General features: G+C 71.1%; 21 protein-coding genes. 18 read left to right on the top strand and 3 right to left on the bottom strand.

Annotated elements, in window-relative coordinates; all coding sequences use genetic code 11:
• Positions 1-156 precede the first annotated feature (156 nt).
• The 16 genes from OG538_RS07885 (at position 157) to OG538_RS07810 (ending at position 17,592) form a co-directional block, all read left to right on the top strand.
• Positions 157-1,155 (top strand): MBL fold metallo-hydrolase, encoded by a 999-nt coding sequence (locus tag OG538_RS07885; RefSeq protein ID WP_406091491.1) that lies wholly within the window; start codon positions 157-159, stop codon positions 1,153-1,155.
• A 116-nt stretch (positions 1,156-1,271) separates the two neighbouring features.
• On the top strand, positions 1,272-2,633 hold the full coding sequence (locus tag OG538_RS07880) for an ATP-binding protein (RefSeq protein ID WP_406091489.1): 1,362 nt from the start codon (positions 1,272-1,274) through the stop codon (positions 2,631-2,633).
• A complete protein-coding gene (locus OG538_RS07875; RefSeq protein ID WP_406091487.1) occupies positions 2,630-3,055 on the top strand; it encodes a roadblock/LC7 domain-containing protein in 426 nt (141 codons plus the stop codon). The genes OG538_RS07880 and OG538_RS07875 overlap by 4 nt, the downstream gene beginning before the upstream one ends.
• Positions 3,052-3,405, top strand: a complete 354-nt coding sequence (locus tag OG538_RS07870; protein ID WP_399302591.1) for a DUF742 domain-containing protein — start codon at positions 3,052-3,054, stop codon at positions 3,403-3,405. Before OG538_RS07875 ends, OG538_RS07870 begins: the two co-directional genes overlap by 4 nt.
• Positions 3,383-3,997 carry a GTP-binding protein gene (locus OG538_RS07865; protein ID WP_406091485.1) on the top strand — a complete coding sequence of 205 codons (615 nt, stop codon included), beginning with the start codon at positions 3,383-3,385 and terminating at the stop codon, positions 3,995-3,997. The genes OG538_RS07870 and OG538_RS07865 overlap by 23 nt, the downstream gene beginning before the upstream one ends.
• Entirely contained in the window at positions 3,994-5,256 is a 1,263-nt protein-coding gene (locus OG538_RS07860) for a cytochrome P450 (protein WP_406091483.1), read from the top strand. Before OG538_RS07865 ends, OG538_RS07860 begins: the two co-directional genes overlap by 4 nt.
• Positions 5,257-5,360: 104 nt before the next feature.
• Positions 5,361-5,759 (top strand): cell division protein SepF, encoded by a 399-nt coding sequence (locus OG538_RS07855; RefSeq protein ID WP_406091481.1) that lies wholly within the window; start codon positions 5,361-5,363, stop codon positions 5,757-5,759.
• Positions 5,760-6,042: 283 nt separating this feature from the next.
• A complete protein-coding gene (locus tag OG538_RS07850; RefSeq protein ID WP_406091479.1) occupies positions 6,043-6,402 on the top strand; it encodes a nucleotide pyrophosphohydrolase in 360 nt (119 codons plus the stop codon).
• 125 nt (positions 6,403-6,527) lie between these two features.
• Positions 6,528-7,064: a DUF6099 family protein gene (locus OG538_RS07845; protein WP_406091477.1), complete on the top strand. Its 537-nt coding sequence runs from the start codon at positions 6,528-6,530 to the stop codon at positions 7,062-7,064.
• 90 nt (positions 7,065-7,154) lie between these two features.
• On the top strand, positions 7,155-8,078 hold the full coding sequence (locus OG538_RS07840; RefSeq protein WP_406091475.1) for an LLM class F420-dependent oxidoreductase: 924 nt from the start codon (positions 7,155-7,157) through the stop codon (positions 8,076-8,078).
• 37 nt (positions 8,079-8,115) lie between these two features.
• Positions 8,116-9,063 carry a homocysteine S-methyltransferase gene (gene mmuM / locus OG538_RS07835; RefSeq protein ID WP_406091473.1) on the top strand — a complete coding sequence of 316 codons (948 nt, stop codon included), beginning with the start codon at positions 8,116-8,118 and terminating at the stop codon, positions 9,061-9,063.
• A 236-nt stretch (positions 9,064-9,299) separates the two neighbouring features.
• Entirely contained in the window at positions 9,300-10,847 is a 1,548-nt protein-coding gene (locus OG538_RS07830) for a 3' terminal RNA ribose 2'-O-methyltransferase Hen1 (RefSeq protein ID WP_406091471.1), read from the top strand.
• Complete coding sequence (locus tag OG538_RS07825) at positions 10,844-13,504, top strand: polynucleotide kinase-phosphatase (protein ID WP_406091469.1); 2,661 nt, start codon at positions 10,844-10,846, stop codon at positions 13,502-13,504. Before OG538_RS07830 ends, OG538_RS07825 begins: the two co-directional genes overlap by 4 nt.
• A gap of 102 nt (positions 13,505-13,606) precedes the next feature.
• A complete protein-coding gene (locus OG538_RS07820; protein WP_406091468.1) occupies positions 13,607-14,839 on the top strand; it encodes an arginine deiminase in 1,233 nt (410 codons plus the stop codon).
• A gap of 115 nt (positions 14,840-14,954) precedes the next feature.
• Positions 14,955-15,959, top strand: a complete 1,005-nt coding sequence (argF, locus tag OG538_RS07815) for an ornithine carbamoyltransferase (RefSeq protein WP_406091466.1) — start codon at positions 14,955-14,957, stop codon at positions 15,957-15,959.
• 184 nt (positions 15,960-16,143) lie between these two features.
• A complete protein-coding gene (locus tag OG538_RS07810; RefSeq protein WP_406091464.1) occupies positions 16,144-17,592 on the top strand; it encodes an amino acid permease in 1,449 nt (482 codons plus the stop codon).
• A 33-nt stretch (positions 17,593-17,625) separates the two neighbouring features.
• Here OG538_RS07810 and OG538_RS07805 read toward each other — a convergent pair whose 3' ends face one another.
• Positions 17,626-18,039, bottom strand: a complete 414-nt coding sequence (locus tag OG538_RS07805; protein ID WP_406091462.1) for an ATP-binding protein — start codon at positions 18,037-18,039, stop codon at positions 17,626-17,628.
• A gap of 251 nt (positions 18,040-18,290) precedes the next feature.
• Between OG538_RS07805 and OG538_RS07800 the strand changes: the two genes are divergently transcribed.
• Together OG538_RS07800 and OG538_RS07795 are read left to right on the top strand one after the other, a co-directional pair.
• Positions 18,291-19,118 (top strand): enoyl-CoA hydratase family protein, encoded by an 828-nt coding sequence (locus OG538_RS07800; RefSeq protein WP_406091460.1) that lies wholly within the window; start codon positions 18,291-18,293, stop codon positions 19,116-19,118.
• A 4-nt stretch (positions 19,119-19,122) separates the two neighbouring features.
• Entirely contained in the window at positions 19,123-21,477 is a 2,355-nt protein-coding gene (locus OG538_RS07795; RefSeq protein WP_406091458.1) for a bifunctional salicylyl-CoA 5-hydroxylase/oxidoreductase, read from the top strand.
• Here the strand turns inward: OG538_RS07795 and OG538_RS07790 are convergent.
• Positions 21,464-21,895, bottom strand: coding sequence for a hypothetical protein (locus OG538_RS07790; protein WP_406091456.1), 432 nt, complete (start codon positions 21,893-21,895; stop codon positions 21,464-21,466). The two genes, OG538_RS07795 and OG538_RS07790, sit on opposite strands and share 14 nt — an antisense overlap.
• An 18-nt stretch (positions 21,896-21,913) precedes the next feature.
• Positions 21,914-22,741, bottom strand: a complete 828-nt coding sequence (locus OG538_RS07785) for a PaaX family transcriptional regulator C-terminal domain-containing protein (protein WP_406091454.1) — start codon at positions 22,739-22,741, stop codon at positions 21,914-21,916.

The following is a 22,741-nucleotide window of genomic DNA, read 5'->3' as shown; positions in this document are numbered from 1 at the left end:
ATTCCGATGGTTCCCCGCGGTGTCCGGCTCGATTGCTCTCGTACGGTCACCAGTCGGTCGTCTCCGGAGTGGTAGAGGGTCGATTTCACGCCAACCGGGTGCCACCCTGGCCGGGTTCGAACGCGAGACCGGAAACCGGTCGGCATAATCGCGTCCATGTCGATCACGGGTGGAGACGTCGTTGACCTGGGGCGGGGCCTGCACGCATGGCTCCCGCCGAAACGGGGCTGGGGGCTGGCCAACTGCGGCCTGCTCGTCTCGCCCCGCGGCGCGCTCTGGATCGACACCCCGTACGACACGGTGCTGGCGGGCCAGTTCCTGGCCGAGAGCACGAAACGACTGCCCGACGGTGTCTCCATCGACCGCGTGATCGTCACGCACGCCAACGGGGACCACTTCTGGGGCGCCGGAGTACTCCCGGACGCGGAGATCATCGCGACGCGTGAGGCCCGCGAGCACATCCACTACGAGCCCACTCCGCAGCAGCAGCACGCCCTGGTCAACGGGAGCGATCCGGCCACCGCGCTCGGCGCGTACCTCGGACGCCACTTCGGCCCGTTCGACTGGTCGCAGACCGAACCGGTCCGGCCGACGACCTACTTCACCGGGGAGCTCGAACTGACCCTGGGGGAGTACCCCGTCCGGATCACGTCACTGCCGTCCGCGCACACCACGGGGGACCTCATGGTCCACCTGCCCGCACAGGGGGTCGTGTTCAGTGGCGACATCATCTTCTCCTCGACGCCGCAGCAGCCGGGTGACCACCCCATCCACTGGGCGGGCCCGCTGAGCAATGTGATCGCGGCCTGCGAACAGGTACTGGACACCGGCGCCGACACCGTCGTGCCGGGGCATGGCCCGGTCCTGGACCGATCCGGCGTACGCGACCACATCGTCTACCTGGAGTACGTGCGGGAGCGCGCCCACGCCTTCCACGCCGCCGGGGTGCCGGCCGTGGAGGCGGCCCGCCGGGTCATCGGGGAGGGGCGTCACCCCGAACTCGGACTCCCCGAGAGGCTGGTGGTCACGATCGGCAGCGAGTACCGGCAGCTCGACGGCTCCGAACTCCCCGGCGTGCTCCAGGTCATGACCGACGTCGCAGCGGTGGCGCAAGAAGTGGAGCAGGCCCGTGAGACGGCGGCCCGGGCGGACTGACCGCCCGGCACACCGCTGCCCCCGCCCCGGGACCGGCCTTGGCCCTCCCGGGCACGGGACCGGCTTCCGCCGCCCCGGCCACAGGACCGACCCGACGACAGAAACGCGGTAACGGCATGGGATGGATCGTGGCGGTGGTCGCCGTCATAGCCGCCGTGGCAGCAACGACCCGCTTCTACCGGGCCGCCCGCTCGGAACAGCTGGCCGTCGCCCACGCCGAGCTGGCCGAACGCCAGGCGAAGGCGGCCGAGGCCCGCACCGCGGCCCTCGTCGACGAGATCCGGCAGCTGGCACACAAGCGGATCCCCGCCGCCGCGCTCGCCCTCTCCCACCCCAGCGCCCAGGTCCCCGGGCTGCGCGAGGCGGCCGAGGTCGACGGTGGCGCGGCCCGGCTGCTCACCGAGGCCGTCCAGGCGGCCAGGACCGCGGTCATGGAGGAGCGGCAGCGCGTCGACGCCGCCGCCCGCGCGGCGATGCGCGGCACCTCGGCCAAGATCCAGTCCCTGCTCAACCAGTCCCAGCAGCTCCTGCACGAACTCCAGCACGAGTACGACGACCCGCGCATCCTGCAACTGGACTTCCGCAACGAACTCGCGCTGCGCCGCACCCAGTCCACCGCCGTGCTCTGCGACGCCTGGCCGGGCCTGGCCCGGCAGAGCTCGCCCCTCGTCGAGATCGTGCTCGGCGCACAGTCCCGGGTCGCCGGCTACGAGCGGATCAAGGTGGCCAACCACCTGCGCGACGAGCGCCTCGCGCTCGCCGCCCGGGCCGCCGAACCCCTCGCGATCGCCCTCGCCGAACTGCTGGCCAACGCCACCGCGTACTCCCACCCCGACACCGATGTACAGGTGACGGTCCAGCAGAGCGGCGGCCGGGGAGCGTTCCTGGTGGTCGACGACGCGGGCATCGGCATGGACGACGACGCACTCACCCGTGCTCGTACGCTGCTGGCCGGGCCCGCCCAGGTCCTGTTGACCGAGCTGGGCGACCCGCCCCAGACCGGGTTCGCGGTCGTCGGGCGGCTGGTCGTGCAGTACGGCTTCCACTGCCACATCGAGGCATCGCCGTTCGGCGGCATGCGCACGATCCTGCGGGTCCCCGCCCACCTGCTGACCGTGCTGGAGGACGACCACACCCTTTCCGTCCTGGCTCCGGTGCCCGTGTCGGCCGCCCCTGCTCCGGACAGGCCGGCTGCTCCCACGGAGCCCGGACCGCAGGAGCCGCCGCCCGCCGCGGCGACCTCGGGACTGCCCAGCAGACGCCGGCGCGCACCGCGGCCCGCGGCTGCCGTAACGGCCCCCGCCGCCCCGGCCGCCGAACAGGTGTCCCGTACACCCGAGCAGGCCGAGTCTTCCTGGGCGGCACTCCAGCAGGGCACCCTGATCGGCAGGAGCGTCACCGGGCGGGCCCCCGCACCGGATGCCGACGGCCACGACCACCTGGGAGACCAGGACGACCAAGGAGACGACGAGAAGTGAGCGCACCCAGCCCCAGCACCGGTGACCTCGCATGGGTGCTGACCCCGCTGCTGGAACTGCCCGGAGTCCAGCACGCCGTGGTCGCCACCGGCGACGGCCTCGTGGAGGGCGCCTCGCCCGGACTCGACCGGGCTTCCGGCGAACGGGTCGCCGCGATGACGGCCACGCTGCACGCCGCGGCCCGCGCCTTCACCACCGCCTTCACCGACGCGGAGGCACCGCAGCTGGCCCAGACGGTCGTCGAATCGGACCTGGGCTTCGCCATCGTCGTACCGGCGGGCAAGAACACCACGCTCGCCCTGTTCGCCGAACCCGGCGCCAAGCTCGGCGACATCGCCTACCAGATGCAGGTGCAGGTCACCGCGCTGACGCGGGCGATGCACGCGCCCGCCCGCCAACCGGACACCGCCGCCCGGCCATGACCGCGGGCCCAGGACGCCGTCTGATCCCCGCCTACCTCGTCACCGGAGGCCGGTCCCGGCCCACCGGTCCCGCGCTCGACCGGCTCGCCGTGCTCGTGCGCACCGAGGAGGCCCTGCCGCAGGACACCGGCTCGGAGCAGCGCAGGCTCTGCGACCTGCTGGAGCCGGGCGCCCTCACCGTCGTCGAGTGCGCGGCTCATCTGGACCTGCCGGTCAGCGCCACCGTATTCCTGGCCACGGACCTCGCGGCCGCCGGACTTCTGCTCACGCGACCGCCGATACCCAGTGCCGGGGAGATCGACCGGTCGCTCGTCGAGAGGCTGCTCGTTGGACTCCGCTCCCTCCACTGACCGGACGGACGTCGGCTATCTGCCGACTGCCGCCCGGACCCTGATGAAACTCGTCGTCACGGGTCCCTTCGGCGTGGGCAAGACGACCCTGATCCGTACCCTCTCGGAGATCCCCACGCTCCACACGGAAGAGGCGATGACCCAGTCCAGCACCCTGCTGGACGACACCGCCGGACTCCCCGAAAAGACCACGACCACGGTCGCGATCGACTTCGGGCGCCTCACCGTGCTGGACGACCTCGTGCTGTACATGTTCGGAACCCCCGGCCAGGAACGGTTCCTGCCCCTGTGGGAGGACATCGCGCGCGGGGCACTGGGGGCGCTCGTCCTCGTGGACACCCGACGGCTCGCCGACTCCTTCGCCGTCATGGACATGGTCGAGGAGCAGGGACTGCCGTACGCCGTCGCGGTCAACCACTTCCCCGACGCCCCCGCCCACAGCGACGAGGTCCTGCGCGCGCACCTGGACCTCGACTCCGGAACCCCGCTGGTCCAGTGCGACGCAAGGGAGCGACGCGGCAGCATCGACGCCCTGATCGCGCTGGCCGAACACGTGCTGACCCGACTGCCGCAGCCCGAGGACGCGTCATGACACCGCACCCGCAGCCGCCGCAGCCCCTGGCGCTGTACGGCCCCGACTTCGCCGCCGACCCGCACGGCCACTACCGCAGACTGCGCGAGCACGGCCCGCTCGCGCCGGTCCGGATCGCCCCCGGCGTCGAGGCGATGCTCGTCACCGACTACCAGGCGGCAGTCGACCTGCTGCGGGACACCCACACCTTCAGCAAGGATCCGCGCGCCTGGCAGGAGACGGTCCCCGCGGACTCCCCGGTGCTGCCCGTGCTCGGGCACCGCCCCACCGCGCTGTTCAGCGACGGTGCGGAGCACGCCCGCTACCGCGACGCCATCAATGACACCCTCGCCCTGATCGAGCCGCACCTCCTGCGGGCCGAGGTGGCCAGGGTCGCCCAGCAGCTCATCGGGGCGTTCGCGGGGTCCGGCAGCGGCGACCTCATCGCCCAGTACGCCCGGCGACTCCCGCTGCACGTCTTCGTCACCTGGTTCGGCGTCGATCCGGCGGACGCCGAACGGATCGTCGACGGCATCGGCGGCATGATGAACTCGGCCCAGGGTGCCGCCGCCGCGTACGCCGACCTCGTCGACGTCGTCACCCGTCTCGTCGCCGACCGGCGCGCCCGCCCACGCCGCGACCTCACCTCGTACTTCCTCGCACATCCGGCGAACCTGGACAACGACGAGACTGTGCGTCAGATCACGTTGCTGATGAGCGCGGGTCACGACCCGACGACCAACCTCATCGGCAACGCGACCCTGCACATGCTCACCGACGAGCGGTACGCGGGCTCACTGCACGGAGGCGCGATGACCGCCCACGAGGCGGTCAACGAGGTCCTGTGGCAGGACCCGCCGATCGCCAATCTGGCGGCGCACTACCCGCGTCACGACACCGAGTTCCACGGGGTCCGGCTGCGCGCCGGGCAGCTCGTGCTGGTCTCCTTCGGCGCAGCCAACACCCAGTCGGGACAGCCCACTTCGGACACCGGGGTGCGCTCCGGGGGCAGCGCCCACCTGGCCTGGTCGGCCGGCCCCCACCGGTGCCCGGCGAAGCAGCCGGCCCTGCTCATCGCGATGACCGCGATCGAGCAGCTCACCAGTCAGCTGTGCGACGCGGAACTAGCTGTCCCGGTGAGCGAACTGCTCTGGCGGCCGGGGCCGTTCCATCGGGCCCTGGTGCACCTTCCCGTACGTTTCACCCCCCTCGACACCACCACGTCCGTCGACCCGGAGCGGGAGCCCGAAGGGCAGCCGGCGGTTCCGATCGGTCCCTGAACCGTGTCGCTGGTAGGCCGAACGGGTGAGGAGCGAGAGAATCGCCCGATGAACAGAGAGCGCAGCCGGCGCAACGCCAACCGATGCACAGACGGGGTGGTCCGGTGAGCAGGTACGACAGGTATGACGTCACGGACGAGCAGTGGGAAGGGCTGGCCCAGGTCGTACCGCTGCGCAGTCGCAACGAGTGGCCCTCCCGAGTGGACCACCGCACGGTCCAGGACGAGCAGGAGCGGGCCGAGCAGCGGCGCATGGTGGTGCTGCGGGTCCAGATCTTCGCGGACGCGCGGGAGGTCGCCGAGTACCTGGTCGCGCAGATCCCGGTGCTCCTCGATCTGACCAGTGCCGAGAGCGATGTGGCCAAGCGGATCCTGGACTTCACCAGTGGGGTCGTCTTCGGGCTGGGCAGTGGGATGCACCGCGTCGACCGGAACGTCTTCCTGCTCTCCCCGGTCGGCATGGAGGTCGAGGGTGTGACGGCGGCGGGCGTACCGGGGGCATAGCCGCTCTTCCGGCCCTGCCGGCATCCGCTGAGGCAGGGCTTCGCGCACGGCAGGGCTTCGGTGCGGACTGGCTTCGGTGCCGGCCGGGCTTCGGTACGGCCGGGCATCGGGAGGGCCCGGCGTCAGGAGGGCCCGGCTTCGGGACGGCACTGTGCTCGGTACGGCGTGGGATCCGGGACGCCGTACCGGGCGCGGCCGGCCGGAGCGCCGACTCCCTGTCTCTCGCCTGCCCGTCTGCCGCCTGCCCGTCTCCCGCCTGAGCGGCGGTGGTAGACCTGGGGCCGTGACAGAACTCGACGTACAGGTGCTCCAGCAACGGCTCGTCGCGTTCGCGGCCGCACGCGACTGGCAGCAGTACCACACCCCGAAGAACCTCGCGTCGGCGCTGAGCGTCGAGGCCGCCGAACTCATGGAGATCTTCCAGTGGCTGACACCGGAACAGTCGGCGCGGGTGATGGAGGACCCAGGCACGGCGCCCAGAGTGGCGGACGAGGTCGCGGACGTTCTCGCCTATCTGCTGCAGTTCTGCGAAGTGCTGGGCATCGATGTGCTGGCGGCGCTGGCGGCCAAGATCGAGCGGAACGAGGGGCGCTTTCCGCTGCCGCAGCCGTCAGATCCCCCTTTCCGTCACTCTTCGGAGTGATCGAATTGTTCACAGTCGATTTCGTGTCCACAGATTTCCGAAATCCCCTGGCCTTTCGGTACCACCGCCCTCACTGTGGGTAATGAAAGAGGTGAGCGGGTTTTCGGATCGGACGGGGGCAAGGGATGGAAGCGGAGCGGCTTGTAGCAGTCATCCGGTGGGCGTTGGCGCAGAGCCGGGGCACGCCGGACATCATCGCCGAGGCATGGCAGGCCCAGGCGCTCGCGCAGGCGATCGGCAGCCGGCTGGCGGCGAGCGGCCCCAAGGAGTTACGGGGCGAGGCGAGCGGACTCAGTGAGATCGGCGGCCGGAGCAACGGAGCGCTGGACCACCCGGCGGCCCGGGCCGGCGTGGCCCGGGCCGCCCAGCTCTCCGGCGTCGCCGATCCGCGAGCGGCCCTGTCCGGCCTCGGGGCGCTGCTCGGGGAAGTGGGGATAGCACTGGTCGGAGTGGCGTGCGAGACCGATGAGCAGGGCTTGTACTGGCAGTGCATGGAGGCGATCGACGCCGCCGACGAGTCGACGGACCGGGTGCACGGCATGCTCCGACTGCTGGACGAGCGTGACCGGGAGCGCCGGGAGGATCTGGAGCGCGGCCGGGAGCGGGCCGGCCCGCACGGCGTTCTGCACGGACCGGTGGGCCCGGCCGCCGATGTCGGTTGAGCGTCCGGCATCGGGTTTGCCCGGCGCGCGGCGGCGTGGGGAGTCCGGCCGAAGATGAGTGCGCGGCATCCGGAGGTGCAGGATGGATGCATGGATCTTCGAATCTTCACCGAGCCCCAGCAAGGGGCGAGCTACGACACACTGCTCACCGTCGCGAAGGCGGCCGAGGACCTCGGCTTCGACGCCTTCTACCGGTCCGACCACTATTTGCGCATGGGGCAGGGCGATGGCCTTCCCGGCCCGACGGACGCATGGATCACGCTGGCCGGGCTGGCGCGTGAGACCAAGCGGATCCGCCTCGGCACACTGATGACGGCGGGGACGTTCCGGCTTCCCGGGGTGCTCGCCATCCAGGTGGCGCAGGTCGACCAGATGTCCGGCGGCCGCGTCGAACTGGGCCTGGGCGCAGGCTGGTTCGAGCAGGAACACAAGGCCTATGGCATCCCCTTCCCCAAGGAGAAGTTCGGCCGGCTGGAGGAGCAGCTGGCGATCGTCACCGGTCTGTGGGCCACGGAGGTCGGCAAGACGTTCAGCTACGACGGCACGTACTACCAGCTCACGGACTCGCCCGCGCTGCCCAAGCCCGCGCAGGCCAAGGTACCGGTGCTGATCGGCGGGCACGGCGCGAAGCGGACGCCGCGGCTCGCCGCTCAGTACGCCGACGAGTTCAACATCCCGTTCGCCTCGCTGGAGGACAGCGAGAGGCAGTTCGGCCGGGTCAGGCAGGCAGCCGCGGAAGCAGGCCGCGGTCCCAACGACCTGGTGTACTCCAACGCCCTGGTCGTCTGCGTCGGCAAGGACGACGCGGAGGTGGCGCGCCGGGCCGCCGTCATCGGGCGGGACGTGGCGGAGCTGAAGGCGAACGGACTGGCCGGTTCGCCGGCGGAAGTCGTCGACAAGATCGGCCGGTTCGGCGCGATCGGAGCGTCGCGCATCTACCTCCAGGTACTGGACCTCGAAGATCTGGAGCACCTGGAGCTGATCTCGTCGCAGGTCCAGTCCCAGCTCAACTGAGAAACCGGTCCCAGCTCAACCGAGAAAGAAGCCCCTTGTGTCCCCCGCGCGCCATCCCCACCGCCCCTCCGGGACGCCCTCCCGCACCCTCGCCGCCACCCTCGCGGAGGGGCCGGTCCTGCTCGACGGCGGACTCTCCAACCAGTTGGAGGCGCAGGGCTGCGATCTGTCCGACGCCCTGTGGTCCGCTCGGCTGCTCGCCGACGGGCCGGAGCAGATCGAGGCTGCGCACACGGCGTATGTGCGGGCGGGCGCGCAGGTCCTCATCACCGCCAGCTATCAGGCGAGTTTCGAAGGGTTCCGGCAGCGCGGGATCGGGCGGGCGGAGGCGGCAGGGCTCTTCGCCCGCAGCGTGGAGCTGGCCCGTCGGGCGGCCGGGGCGGTGGACCGGGACATCTGGGTCGCCGCCTCGGTCGGCCCGTACGGGGCGGTAACGGCGGACGGGGCGGAGTACCGCGGCCGGTACGGGCTCACGGCCCGGGAGTTGGAGCGCTTCCATCGTCCCCGGATCGAGGCCCTGGCCGCCGCCGGACCCGATGTGCTGGCGCTGGAGACGGTGCCGGACGTGGACGAGGCCCAGGTGCTGTTGCGGGTGGCGGGAGAGTGCGGACTGCCGGTCTGGCTCTCCTACACCGTGGCCGGTGACCGGACGAGGGCCGGACAGCGGCTGGAGGAGGCGTTCTCCCTAGCCGACGGCAACGAGCAAGTGGTGGTGGCAGGGGTGAACTGCTGCGATCCGGCCGACGCGGACGGGGCAGTCCGTGTGGCGGCGGAGGCGAGCGGAAAGCCGGTCGTCGTCTATCCGAACAGCGGTGAACACTGGGATGCGACGGGGAGGAGATGGACCGGGGGCGCCACGCTCGACCCCGGACGGGTCCTGGCCTGGCAGGACGCCGGAGCGCGGCTGATCGGCGGCTGCTGCCGGGTCGGTCCGGCCACCATCGCGGACCTGGGGCGTGTTTCGAAAGGAGCGCCGTCCGCCTGACGGGGCAGGCGGGACTTCCGAGACGCGCTTTGGCCGTGCCGCTCGACGAAGAGCCGCGCCGCTCGGCGAAGGAGGGACGACACCCAAGCCCGGAGAGGACAGCACCCAAGCCGGGGGAGGACAGCACCCAGCCTGGAGAGGACAGCACCCAAGCCCGGAGAGTAGGCGCGCGCCGAAGCCCGGGGAGAGATGAAAATGCCTGGTGAGGGCAAGTGAACCGGACCATACTCGGACGCGTGTTCCTGACGATCAGTACCACCGGCATCCCAGAGCGTCCCGCCACCGACCTCGGTTTCCTGCTGCACAAGCATCCCGAGAAGGCGCAGACGTTCTCCACCTCGCACGGCACCGCGCATGTCTTCTATCCCGAGGCATCCGCGGAACGGTGCACGGCAGCGCTGCTGCTGGAGGTGGATCCCGTGGCGCTGGTGCGGCGGGGCAAGGGCAAGGGCCGCGGCGGTGCCCCGGACGCAGCGCTCGCGCAGTACGTCAACGACCGCCCCTACGCCGCGTCCTCGCTGCTCTCCGTCGCGATGAGCACCGTCTTCAAGTCAGCGCTGAGCGGCACCTGCAAGGCGATGCCCGAGCGGGCGGCGGCACCGATGCCGCTGCGGATCGAGGTGCCCGCTCTGCCGGCCCGTGGTGGTGCCGAGCTGGTGCGCAAGCTTTTCGGGCCGCTCGGCTGGTCGAGCGTGGACGCGGTGGCCGTGCCGCTGGACGAGCAGTTCCCGGAGTGGGGGGACTCGCGGTACGTACGGCTCGTTCTGGAGGGTGAGCTGAGGCTCGCGGACGCGTTGCGCCAGCTGTACGTCCTGCTGCCGGTGCTCGACGACGCCAAGCACTACTGGGTGGCGCCGGACGAGGTGGACAAGCTGCTGCGGGCGGGCAAGGGCTGGCTGGCCGACCACCCCGAGCAGAAGCTGATCACCAGCCGGTATCTGTCGCGGCGCTGGGGGCTGACCCGGCAGGCGATGCAGCGGCTGGAGCTGGTGCGGCTCGCCGAGTCCGATGACCTCGACGTGGAGAGCATCGACAACGCCGTCGACGAGACGGCGGACACGGAGGAGCGACCGGTGCCGCTCGCGGAGCAGCGCAGGGCCGCGATTCTGGAGGCGCTGACCGCGGCGGGGGCGAGCCGGGTGCTCGACCTCGGCTGTGGCCAGGGGCAGCTGGTGCAGGCGCTGCTGAAGGATGTGCGCTTCACCGAGATCGTCGGCGTGGATGTCTCGATGCGCGCCCTGACGATCGCCTCGCGCCGGCTGAAGCTGGACCGGATGGGGGAGCGTCAGGCGGCCCGGGTGACCCTCCGGCAGGGCTCGCTCACGTACACGGACAAGCAGCTCAAGGGGTATGACGCCGCGGTGTTGAGCGAGGTCGTCGAGCACCTCGACCTGCCACGACTGCCGGTCCTGGAGTACGCGGTGTTCGGCGTGGCCCGTCCCCGCACCGTGCTCGTGACCACGCCGAACGTCGAGTACAACGTCCGCTGGGAGACCCTTCCGGCCGGGCACGTCCGGCACGGCGACCATCGCTTCGAGTGGACCCGTGCCGAGTTCCGGGAGTGGGCGGGCGGAGTGGCCCACAGACATGGATACGGGGTGGAGTTCGTGCCGGTGGGCCCCGATGACCCCGAGGTCGGTCCGCCGACCCAGCTGGCCGTGTTCACGCTGGCCGCCGCCGACGCGATCGACAGGACCGACGCGACTGACAGGACCGACGCGCCCGACAGCACCGACGCGACGGCCAGGGCCGACAGGACCGAGAAGGAGGCGAAAGCCGCATGACCAGGAACAGTGACAGCAGCACGGGCAGGAACAGTGACAGCAGCACGGGCAGCACCGGAGGCAGCTGCACCGGCAGCACCAGCGGCAGCGCCGGGCGCACCCTGCCGGTGACCGACCTCTCCCTCGTCGTCCTCATCGGAGCGAGCGGTTCGGGCAAGTCCACCTTCGCGCGCCGGCACTTCAAGCCGACCGAGATCATCTCCTCGGACTTCTGCCGGGGCCTGGTCGCCGACGACGAGAACGACCAGGGCGCGAGCCGGGACGCGTTCGACGTGCTGCACTACATCGCGGGCAAGCGCCTGGCCGCCGGACGGCTGACCGTCATCGACGCGACCAGCGTCCAGCCCGAGAGCCGGCGCCAGCTGGTGCAACTGGCCAGGGAGCACGATGTGCTGCCCATCGCCATCGTCCTCGACCTGCCCGAAGAGGTCTGCCTCGCGCGCAACGCGGGCCGCCCGGACCGCGCCGGCATGCCCCGCCACGTCATCCAGCGGCACCGACGGGAGCTGCGCCGTTCGCTGCGCGGCCTGGAGCGCGAGGGCTTCCGCAAGGTCCACATCCTGCGCACCGAGGAGGAGGCCGAGCACGCCGAAGTGGTCCTGGAGCGCCGCTACAACGACCTTCGCCACCTCACCGGCCCGTTCGACATCATCGGTGACATCCACGGCTGCAACTCCGAGCTGGAGACCCTGCTCGGCAAGCTCGGGTACGTGGACGGCTCGCACCCCGAGGGGCGCACGGCGGTGTTCGTCGGCGACCTCGTCGACCGCGGACCCGACAGCCCCGGTGTGCTGCGCCGCGTCATGTCCATGGTCTCGGACGGCAACGCGCTCTGCGTGCCCGGCAACCACGAGAACAAGCTCGGGCGCTACCTCAAGGGCCGCAAGGTCCAGCAGACCCACGGCCTCGCCGAGACGATCGAGCAGCTGGAGCGGGAGGACGCCAGGGACCCGGAGTTCCGGGAGCGCGTTAGGAAGTTCATCGACGGGCTCGTCAGCCACTACGTGCTGGACGACGGCAAGCTGGTCGTCTGCCACGCAGGTCTGCCCGAGAAGTACCACGGACGTACCTCCGGGCGGGTCCGCTCGCACGCCCTCTACGGGGACACCACGGGCGAGACCGACGAGTTCGGGCTGCCGGTGCGCTACCCGTGGGCGGAGGACTACCGTGGCCGCGCCACCGTGGTCTACGGCCACACCCCCGTCCCCACCACCTCCTGGATCAACAACACCATCTGCCTGGACACCGGAGCCGTGTTCGGCGGGAAGATGACCGCGCTGCGCTGGCCGGAGCGCGAGCTGGTCGACGTGCCGGCCGAGCAGGTCTGGTACGAGCCCGTGAAGCCGCTGACCACCGAGGCGCCGGGCGGCAGGGATGGCCGGCCGCTGGACCTCGCCGACGTGCAGGGCCGCCGAGTGGTGGAGACCCGGCACATGGGCCGGATCGCGGTGCGCGAGGAGAACGCGGCGGCCGCGCTGGAGGTCATGAGCCGGTTCGCCGTCGACCCGCGGCTGCTGGCCTACCTGCCGCCGACCATGGCACCGACCGCCACCTCGCACGAGGAGGGATACCTCGAGCACCCGGCAGAGGCGTTCGCGCAGTACCGGGCGGACGGCGTGGCCAAGGTCGTGTGCGAGGAGAAGCACATGGGCTCCCGGGCCGTGGCCCTGGTCTGCCGTGACGCGGACGCGGCGCGGGAACGCTTCGGTACCGGCGGCGACTTCGGTCCCGGCGGTCTCGGCAAGGGCGGCCCCACGGGTGCGCTGCACACTCGTACCGGACGGCCGTTCCTGGACGACCCCGCGCTCACCGAAGCGGTGCTGGGCAGGCTGCGCGAGGCCATCACCGCCGCGGGGCTGTGGGAGGAGTGGGACACCGACTGGGTGCTGCTCGACGCCGAGCTGATGCCCTGGTCCCTGAAGGCGGCCGGACTGCTCCGCTCGCAGTACGCGGCGGTCGGCGCCGCATCGGGCGCAGTCTTCCCCGCGGCCACCGGGGCGCTCGCGGCGGCGGTGGCACGCGGTATCGACGTCGGTGCGCTCGCGGACCGACAGCGAGAACGGGCCGAGGACGCGGCCGCGTTCACCGAGTCCTACCGCCGCTACTGCTGGAGCACGGAGGGGCTCGACGGCGTACGTCTGGCGCCCTTCCAGATCCTCGCTGTGCAGGGCCGCTCGCTCGCCGCCGTGCCCCACGACGAACAACTGGACTGGCTGGACCGGCTGGTGGAGCACGACCCCACCGGTCTGCTCCAGGTCACCCGGCGGCTCGTCGTCGACACCGCCGACGAGGTGTCACTGCGCTCCGGCATCGACTGGTGGCTGGAGATGACAGGCCGGGGCGGTGAGGGCATGGTCGTGAAACCGCTCGGCGCGCTCGTCAGGGACGGCAAGGACCGCCTCGTGCAGCCCGGCATCAAGGTGCGCGGCCGGGAGTACCTGCGGATCATCTACGGTCCCGAGTACACCCGACCGGAGAACCTGGACCGGCTGCGTGGCCGTTTCCTCGGCCACAAGCGGTCGCTCGCCCTGCGCGAGTACGCCCTGGGCCTCGAAGCCCTGGACCGGCTGGCCGACGGGGAGCCGCTGTGGCGGGTTCACGAGGCGGTGTTCGCGGTGCTGGCGCTGGAGTCGGAGCCGGTGGACCCACGGCTGTAGTGCCACAAGGGTGGGCCGGGACCGCGACGGGTCCCGGCCCACCGGAAGAACCGGTTGGCGATTCGCCGGGTGAACGACGTCCCGCGCGGTGAGGATGAGGGCATGGGATTCCATGTCGACTCCGAGGCCGGGCGGCTGCGCCGCGTCATCCTGCACCGCCCCGATCTGGAACTGAAACGGCTCACGCCGGGCAACAAGGACGCGCTGCTCTTCGACGACGTGCTCTGGGTGCGCCGCGCCCGCCAGGAGCACGACGGCTTCGCGGACGTGCTGCGCGACCGTGGCGTGGAGGTGCATCTCTTCGGCGACCTGCTCCAGGAGTCCTTGGAGATTCCGGTCGCCCGACGGCTCGTGCTGGACCGGGTCTTCGAGGAGAAGGAGTACGGACCGCTGGCCACCGAGCACCTGCGGGCCGCGTTCGAGGAGCTGTCCACGGCCGAGCTCTGTGAGGCACTGGTCGGGGGGATGACGAAACGTGAGTTCCTGGAGCGGTACCCCGAGCCGACGTCCGTGCGCTTCCACGTCATGGACCTGGACGACTTCCTGCTCGGGCCGCTGCCCAATCACCTCTTCACCCGGGACACCTCGGCCTGGATCTACGACGGTGTCTCGATCAACGCCATGCGGTGGCCGGCCCGGCAGCGGGAGACCGTGCACTTCGAGGCGATCTACCGCCACCACCCGCTCTTCACGGGCCCGGACGCCGGCGCGTTCCATCACTGGTCGGAGGGGCAGCACGACTACCCGTCCACCATCGAGGGCGGCGACGTCCTCGTCATCGGCCGGGGCGCCGTGCTCATCGGGATGAGCGAACGCACCACCCCGCAAGCGGTGGAGATGCTGGCCCGCGGCCTCTTCGACGCCGGCTCCGCGCGCACGATCGTGGCGCTGGACATGCCCAAGAGCCGGGCGTTCATGCACCTCGACACGGTGATGACGATGGTCGACGGGGACACCTTCACCAAGTACGCGGGCCTGGGCATGCTCCGCTCGTACACCATCGAACCCGGGGCGGGGCCGCGCGACCTCAAGGTCACCGACCATCCGCCCGAGCACATGCACCGCGCCATCGCCGAGGCGCTGGGGCTGGACTCGATCCGGGTCCTGACCGCCACGCAGGACGTGCACGCGGCGGCGCGTGAGCAGTGGGACGACGGCTGCAACGTTCTGGCCGTCGAACCGGGTGTCGTCGTCGCCTACGAGCGCAACGCCACCACCAACACACATCTGCGCAAGGAAGGCATCGAGGTCATCGAGATCCGCGGCAGCGAACTGGGCCGGGGCCGGGGAGGCCCCCGCTGCATGAGCTGCCCGGTGGTCCGGGACCCGGTGTAGGCAGGATGCGCGAGTTGAGGGACGAGGGCCTCAGGGCTCTGTATATTGATGCAATATGTCGTATAGACTTCCAGGGATATCGTATGTGTCCCCGTCCGACTCAGGAGCAGTCACCATGGCCATAGACCTCGCAGGCCGCCACTTCCTCAAGGAGCTGGACTTCACGGCTGAGGAGTTCCGCGGCCTGATCGCCCTGGCCGCCGAGCTCAAGGCCGCCAAGAAGTCGGGGACCGAGGTCCAGCAGCTGCGCGGCAGGAACATCGCGCTGATCTTCGAGAAGACCTCGACCCGCACCCGCTGCGCGTTCGAGGTGGCGGCCGCCGACCAGGGCGCCTCCACCACCTACCTCGACCCCTCCGGTTCGCAGATGGGGCACAAGGAGTCCGTCAAGGACACCGCCCGTGTGCTCGGCCGGATGTTCGACGGGATCGAGTACCGCGGTGACAGCCAGCAGGCCGTCGAGGAGCTGGCGGCCTACGGTGGCGTGCCCGTCTTCAACGGGCTGACCGACGACTGGCACCCCACCCAGATGCTCGCCGACGTCCTCACGATGACCGAGCACAGCGGCAAACCCCTGGAACGCATCGCCTTCGCCTACCTCGGCGACGCCCGGTTCAACATGGGCAACTCCTACCTCGTCACCGGCGCCCTGCTGGGCATGGACGTGAGGATCGTCGCGCCGAAGGCCTACTGGCCCGCCGAAGCCGTCGTCGCGCAGGCTCGCGAGCTCGCCGCTGCGAGCGGGGCGACGGTCACGCTCACCGAGGACATTGCCGAGGGCGTGCGCGGCGCCGACTTCGTCGCCACCGATGTCTGGGTCTCGATGGGTGAGCCCAAGGAGGTCTGGGACGAGCGCATCGCCGCCCTCGCGCCGTACGCCGTCACCATGGACGTCCTGCGGGCCAGCGGCAACGACGGCGTGAAGTTCCTGCACTGCCTCCCCGCCTTCCATGACCTCGGCACCAAGGTGGGGCGGGAGATCCACGCCCGGCACGGCCTCACCGAGCTGGAGGTCAGCGACGAGGTCTTCGAGTCCGCGCACTCCGTCGTCTTCGACGAGGCGGAGAACCGGATGCACACGATCAAGGCCGTTCTGGTGGCGACGATGGCCACGCGCTGACACGGTCGTACCGCATGGTCATGCATCGAATTGGGTGAACATGCATGCGGGTGTCTATTATGGTGCCCGTTGGTGGGGTTCGAGCTCGCACGCTCGAACCCCATTTTTCGTGTGCGGCGACCGGCCCCCACTGCCGTCACCGCACCGTCCCCCCACCTGTACCGCCAGAGATGAGACCCCCGCCGTGAGCCCCCTGCGCCTGCCCGGCCCGCCGCACCGCGTCAAGGACCCGCACCAGCTGATCGCCGAGTCCGGCGCCGACCTGGAGGGCCACGGGCTCAAGCGCACCATGGGGCTCTTCCAGCTGGTGTGCTTCGGGGTCGGCGCCGTCGTCGGCACCGGCATCTTCGTCGGCCTGTCCGACAGCGTCGCCGAGGCCGGCCCCGCCGTCGTGCTGTCCTTCGTCCTCGCGGCCGTCACCTGCATCTTCACGGCGTTCTCGTTCGCCGAGCTGGGCAGCGCGATCCCGGTCTCCGGAAGTTCCTACTCCTTCGCCTACGCCACCCTCGGCGAGCGCACGGCCTTCCTCGTCGGCTGGTGCCTGCTCCTGGAGTACGGCGTATCGGTCTCCGCCGTGGCGGTGGGCTGGAGCCAGTACGTCAACGAGCTGCTCGACAGCCTCTTCGGACGGCAGTTGCCGGCCGCACTCTCCGCCGGTCCCGGCGACGGTGGTGTGATCAACCTGCCCGCCGTGCTCGTGGTGATGATGGCGGCGACGCTGCTGGTGCGCGGCGTCCGGGAGAGCGCCGGGGCCACGGCCGCGATGGCGGTCCTCAAGATCACCATCCTGATCATGTTCTGCGTCATCGCCTTCACCGCCTTCGAACGCGGCAACCTCACTCCGTTCCTGGCCCACGGCCCGGGTGGTGTGACGGCGGGCGCGTCGCTGGCGTTCTTCTCGTACATCGGGTTCGACGCCATCACCACGACGGGCGAGGAGGTCAAGAACCCCCGGCGGAACATTCCGATCGCGATCATGATCTGCATCGGCCTGGTGACGCTGCTCTACTGTGCGGTCGCCCTCGCGGCGATCGGCGCCCTCGGCCCGGACGCCGTGTCCGACAAACCGGCCGCGCTCTCCCTGATCGTCGACCAGGTCACCGACTCGACCGTCGGCGGCGGGATCATCGCGTTCGGCGCAGTCGTCGCCATCGCCTCGGTCGTCCTCGCGGTGATGTACGGACAGACCCGCATCCTGATGTCGATGTCACGCGACGGCCTGGTGCCACGCGTCTTCGAACGGGTGTCGCCGCGCACCGCGACCCCGGTGGCCAACACCTGGATCGTCGCCGTCGTCTTCGCCGTGCCGGCGGCCTTCTCCTCGCTCGACGTGGTCGTGAACCTGACCACCATCGGCACGCTGGCCACGATGGTCGCGGTGAACATCGCCGTGATCGTGCTGCGCCGGCGCAATCCAGAGGTGAGGGGCTCCTTCCGGGTCCCGCTCTACCCGCTCAGCCCGCTCCTCGGCGTCGCCTTCTGCGTGTACCTGATGTACGGGACCGGCTGGTCGACCTGGGTGCAGTTCGCGGTGTTCCTGGTGGTCGGCGCGGGGGTCTATGCCGGCTACGGGCGCAGCCGGTCGCGGCTGGCCGGCCGGGCCGGAGGCGGAACAGGCCGAGTCCGCGGCTGAAAGGGCCGCGCCGTCAGGCCGTGACCGACGGGACTACGGAAGGGTGAACCACACGGCCTTGCCGCGTTCCGTCGTGCGGTGACCGCAGGACGAGCTGAGGGTCCGGATCAGCAGCAGCCCCCGGCCGTGCTCCTGCCAGGGATCGGGCAGGGAGCCGGGCTCCGGACGGGAGAGATCGCCCGGCGGAGCCGGATCGCCGTCGTGCACCTCCACCTGGCAGCCGGTCGGCAGGAGCTCCACCACCAGCTCGACGGGCTCGTCGCCGGGGGTGTGCTCGACGGCGTTGGCGACCAGCTCGGCGGTCAGCAGCTCGGCGGTTTCGCTGTCGGCGGGCGCGTCGAGGTCCGCCAGCACCGTACGGATCAGCGCGCGGGCGATCGGCACGGCAGCCGCGGAGTGCGGCAGTGCGATGCGCCAGGTGGCGGGTGCGGGGGCTTCGGGCGGCACGGCGGGGCTTCCGTTCGGGAGAGCGTGGAACAGTCTTGGTCTCGGACCTTCCGGAGCTCAGGACTTCTTGGCTTCAACCATACGAATCCCCATGACGCGGGCAAGGGTCTGCCGACCGGCACGAAGGGGACGTTCGTCACTACGCCCGGCACCGCGTTCCCACGCCCGGCCTATCGCGTACTCGTGACGGAAGTCACGTACGAGTGATAAATTCGCGACAGCAGCCCGACGGCCGAAGGGGACCACCCTCGATGAGTCCGTTTCCCAGCTCCGCGTCCCGCACGGAGGACTGGCGCCATCTGCGGGTCACGACGCACGACGGCGTCGTCACCGTCACTCTCGCCCGGCCGGAGAAGCTCAACGCGCTGACCTTCGGCGCCTACGCGGATCTGCGCGACCTGCTCGCCGAGCTGTCACGGGAGCGCTCGGTGCGTGCTCTGGTGCTGGCCGGTGAGGGGCGCAGCTTCTGCTCGGGCGGTGACGTGGACGAGATCATCGGCGCCACCCTCGCGATGGACACCGCCCAGCTTCTGGACTTCAACCGCATGACCGGCCAGGTCGTGCGCGCCCTGCGGGAGTGCCCGTTCCCCGTCGTCGCGGCCGTGCACGGGGTCGCCGCCGGAGCGGGCGCCGTCCTCGCGCTGGCTGCCGACTTCCGGGTCGCCGACCCCTCGGCGAAGTTCGCCTTCCTCTTCACCCGCGTAGGGCTCTCCGGCGGTGACATGGGCGCCGCCTACCTGCTGCCCCGGGTCGTCGGCCTCGGCCACGCCACCCGGCTGCTGATGCTGGGCGACGCCGTCCGGGCCCCCGAGGCCGAACGGATCGGGCTGATCAGCGAACTGGCCGAGGAGGGCCGGGCCGACGAGCGGGCCGCGGCCCTCGCCCGGCGCCTCGCGGACGGACCCGCACTCGCCCTCGCCCAGACCAAGGCCCTGCTCACCGCCGAACTCGACATGCCGCTGGCCGCCTCCGTGGAGATGGACGCCGCCACCCAGGCGCTGTTGATGCACGGCGAGGACTACACCGAGTTCCACGCCGCCTTCACCGAGAAACGCCCGCCGAAATGGCAGGGCCGGTGACGTCATGACGCGCCCCGAAAGCGAGCCGGCCACGCTCCGCCGTATCGCCGTCATCGGCGGCGGGCCCGGCGGACTCTACGCCGCGGCGCTGCTCAAGCGACTGGGCCCGCAACGCGAGATCACCCTCTGGGAGCGCAACGCCCCCGACGACACCTTCGGCTTCGGCGTCGTCCTCTCCGACGAGACCCTCGGCGGCATCGAGCACGCCGACCCCGTCGTCCACGCCGCGCTCCAGCGGGAGTTCGTCCGCTGGGACGACATCGACATCGTCCACCGCGGCCACACCCAGACCTCCGGCGGTCACGGCTTCGCCGCGCTCGGCCGCCGCCGGCTCCTGAAGATCCTGCACGAGCGCTGCGCCGGCCTGGGGGTGAACCTCCGCTTCGGCGAGGAGGCGCCTCCGCCCGCCCAACTCGCGGCCGCGTACGACCTGGTGATCGCGGCCGACGGCGTGCACAGCGGCACCCGCGACGCACAGGCGGAGCACTTCGGGCCCCGTCTGACCACCCACCGCTGCCGCTACATCTGGCTCGCCGCCGACTTCGCCCTGGATGCCTTCCGCTTCGAGACCGCCGAGACCGCGTACGGCGTGATGCAGCTCCACGCCTACCCCTTCGCCCGCCCGTCGCCGGGCCACGGCCCCTCGGCGAGGCCCGGCGGGCCGCCGGACGACTCCGGTGCCTCGACCGTCATCGTCGAGATGCGCGAAGAGGTCTGGCGCGCGGCCGGATTCGACACCTGTGACGCCGCCGAATCGACCCGGCACTGCGCCAAGATCTTTGCCGACGCGCTCGGGCACCGGCCGCTGCGTTCCAACAACTCCTCCTGGCTCACCTTCCGTACCGTCGTCAACGAGCGCTGGTCGCACGGGAACACGGTCCTCATCGGGGACGCCGCACACACCGCGCACTTCTCCATCGGATCCGGTACCAAACTCGCCGTCGAGGACGCCCTCGCCCTCGCCGCCTGCATCGAGGAACACTCAGGACTGCCCGCCGCCCTCGCGGCGTACGAGAGCGAGCGCCGGCCCGTCGTCGAGTCGACCCAGCGCGCCGCGGCGGCCAGCCTGCGGTGGTTCGAGGAGCTGGGTACGTACGTCGACCAGCCGCCCCGCCAGTTCGCCTTCAACCTCCTCACCCGCAGCCGCCGCGTCACCCACGACAACCTGCGGCTGCGCGACGCCTCGTTCACCGCGGCCGTCGAGGACGAGTTCGGCTGCGCGCCCGGTACTCCGCCGATGTTCACCCCGTTGCGGCTGAGGGGCCTGGAGCTGCGTAACCGCGTCGTCGTCTCGCCCATGGACATGTACTCGGCCACCGACGGCGTCCCGGGCGACTTCCATCTCGTCCACCTGGGGGCCAGGGCGCTCGGCGGCGCCGGACTGGTCATGACGGAGATGGTGTGCGTCAGCCCCGAGGGCCGCATCACCCCGGGCTGCACCGGCCTCTACACCGCGGAGCAGGCGGCCGCCTGGACCAGGATCACCGACTTCGTGCACACCGGATCGCCTGGCACGGCGATCGGGATCCAGCTCGGTCACTCCGGCCGCAAGGGCTCCACCAAGCTCATGTGGGAGGGCATCGACCAGCCGCTCGACGACGGCAACTGGCCGCTCACCGCCGCCTCCCCGCTCCCGTACGCGCCGGGCGTCAACCAGGTCCCGCGCGCGCTGGACCGCGCCGGCCTGGCCGCCGTGCGCGAGCAGTTCGCATCCGCCGCCGAACGCGCCGACAGCTGCGGATTCGACCTCCTCGAACTGCACTGCGCCCACGGCTATCTGCTCTCCGGCTTCCTCTCCCCACTCACCAACCACCGCACCGACGCCTACGGCGGCACCCTGGCCAACCGGCTCCGCTTCCCGCTGGAAGTCTTCGACGCGGTGCGTGAACGGTGGCCCGACGACCGGCCGATGACCGTCCGCATCTCGGCGACGGACTGGGCCGAGGGCGGGATGACGGACGAGGACGCGATCGAGGTCGCCCGCGCCTTCGTCGCGCACGGCGCCGACGCCATCGACGTCTCCACCGGCCAGGTCGTCCCCTTCGAGCAGCCCGAGTACGGGCGCTCCTACCAGACCCCGTACGCGGACCGGATCCGCAACACCCTGTGCGTGCCCGTCGTCGCCGTCGGCGCCATCTCCTCATGGGACGACGTCAACTCGCTGCTTCTCGCTGGCCGCGCCGACCTCTGCGCGCTGGCCCGCCCGCATCTGTACGACCCGCACTGGACCCTCCACGCGGCGGCCGACCAGGGCTACACGGGGCCGGGCGCTCCCTGGCCACTCCCCTACCGCGCGGGCAGCCGCACCCCGCCGACCGGCCGCACGGACGCACCGAAACCGCGGCTCACCCTGGACTGAGCGGCAGGCACTCGTGGCACAGGCACGGATCGGGGTGCGGGGCCGCATGAGAGGTGCGGCGCCCCAGCCGGGCTGTCCTGGCCAGCCGTTCCGCCAGTTCCGCCGCCTCCTCACGCGTCCGCGCGGGCATGGTGGCGCACCGTTCGAGAACGGCCGGGGTGTACACCAACTGTGGCCGGAAGGTGTGCAGATGCCGCGTCCCGGTGTCGATGGTGATCCACCGCCCGGTGTGCCGGGCGTGGCCCACCGCGGTCAGCTGCTCGTTTCCCGTCCCGGGATACGTGTCCAGGACGTAGACCTTCGCCCCGCCCCGGAACGCCTTCGTGCCGGGCCGGAACTCCTGCCCCAGATCCCCGTACCGCCGCCACCGCACGACGTTCGCCGCGACCAGCCAGAGCGGCTCGGGCGCCTCATCCATCGTTCGCCTCCGTGATGATCAGCGGCCGGTTGATCCGCGGACGTACTCCGCCCCCGCGTCCCGCAGGCGCTCGTGCAGGAGCCCGAACACCTCCGCCGACCTGCTGCCCGGCCACGTCCGCGGAAGCAGTTCCTTCGGCAGTCCCGGATCCGCGTACGGCACCTGCCGCCAGGAGTCCAGCGCCATCAGGTAGTCCCGGTACGCCGATTCCGCGACCGGCAGCTCGTCCGGCTGCTCCTCCCAAGCCCGCAGCACCGGCTCGTGCCGCGCGAGGAAGCCCTCGTGCAGCCGGGCTACGGCGTCGAGGTCCCACCACCGCGCCACCGACTCCGCGGTGGCCGCGAAACCCAGGTGGTCGCCGCGGAACAACTCCACGTACGGGGCGAGGCCGAGGCGTTCCAGGGTGTGCCGGGTCTCGTCGTACAGCGCGGCCGGAGCGATCCACACCCCGGGTGCGGCCGTGCCGAAGCCGAGGCCGGACAGGCGGGAGCGCAGCAGATGCCGCTTGTGGCGTTCGGACTCCGGTACCGAGAACACGGCGAGCACCCAGCCGTCCTCGATGCGTGGGTCCGGATGCCGGTAGATCCGCCGGTCCCCGTCGTCGAGCAGCTGGCGGGCATCGGCCGAGAGCGCGTAGCCGGCTGCCCCACCGGGCGTCCGGGCGGCGACCAGCAGTCCGCGCCGCTTCAGCCGGGAGACGGACGACCGCACTGCGGGGGCCTCGACGCCGACGGCCCCGAGCAGCCGGACGAGTTCCGCCACCGGCATCGGGGCGTTGCCCGGGGTGCGGCCGTACGCACCGTAGAGGGTGACGATCAGCGAGCGGGGAGTGTGCGGTTCGACCAT

It is taken from the genome of Streptomyces sp. NBC_01013 (genome assembly GCF_045162765.1).
Lineage (GTDB): Bacteria > Actinomycetota > Actinomycetes > Streptomycetales > Streptomycetaceae > Streptomyces.
Note: the sequence above shows the minus strand (reverse complement) of the source record. Positions and strands in the feature narration are given on the sequence as shown.

Coding starts and splice junctions, on each gene's coding strand:
- OG538_RS07885 (WP_406091491.1), top strand. CDS start 157: ATGTCGATCACGGGTGGAGACGTCGTTGACCTGGGGCGGGGCCTGCAC.
- OG538_RS07880 (WP_406091489.1), top strand. CDS start 1,272: ATGGGATGGATCGTGGCGGTGGTCGCCGTCATAGCCGCCGTGGCAGCA.
- OG538_RS07870 (WP_399302591.1), top strand. CDS start 3,052: ATGACCGCGGGCCCAGGACGCCGTCTGATCCCCGCCTACCTCGTCACC.
- OG538_RS07860 (WP_406091483.1), top strand. CDS start 3,994: ATGACACCGCACCCGCAGCCGCCGCAGCCCCTGGCGCTGTACGGCCCC.
- OG538_RS07845 (WP_406091477.1), top strand. CDS start 6,528: ATGGAAGCGGAGCGGCTTGTAGCAGTCATCCGGTGGGCGTTGGCGCAG.
- OG538_RS07840 (WP_406091475.1), top strand. CDS start 7,155: ATGGATCTTCGAATCTTCACCGAGCCCCAGCAAGGGGCGAGCTACGAC.
- OG538_RS07825 (WP_406091469.1), top strand. CDS start 10,844: ATGACCAGGAACAGTGACAGCAGCACGGGCAGGAACAGTGACAGCAGC.
- OG538_RS07820 (WP_406091468.1), top strand. CDS start 13,607: ATGGGATTCCATGTCGACTCCGAGGCCGGGCGGCTGCGCCGCGTCATC.
- argF (WP_406091466.1), top strand. CDS start 14,955: ATGGCCATAGACCTCGCAGGCCGCCACTTCCTCAAGGAGCTGGACTTC.
- OG538_RS07800 (WP_406091460.1), top strand. CDS start 18,291: ATGAGTCCGTTTCCCAGCTCCGCGTCCCGCACGGAGGACTGGCGCCAT.
- OG538_RS07795 (WP_406091458.1), top strand. CDS start 19,123: ATGACGCGCCCCGAAAGCGAGCCGGCCACGCTCCGCCGTATCGCCGTC.
- OG538_RS07790 (WP_406091456.1), bottom strand. CDS start 21,895: ATGGATGAGGCGCCCGAGCCGCTCTGGCTGGTCGCGGCGAACGTCGTG.
- OG538_RS07785 (WP_406091454.1), bottom strand. CDS start 22,741: ATGGTCGAACCGCACACTCCCCGCTCGCTGATCGTCACCCTCTACGGT.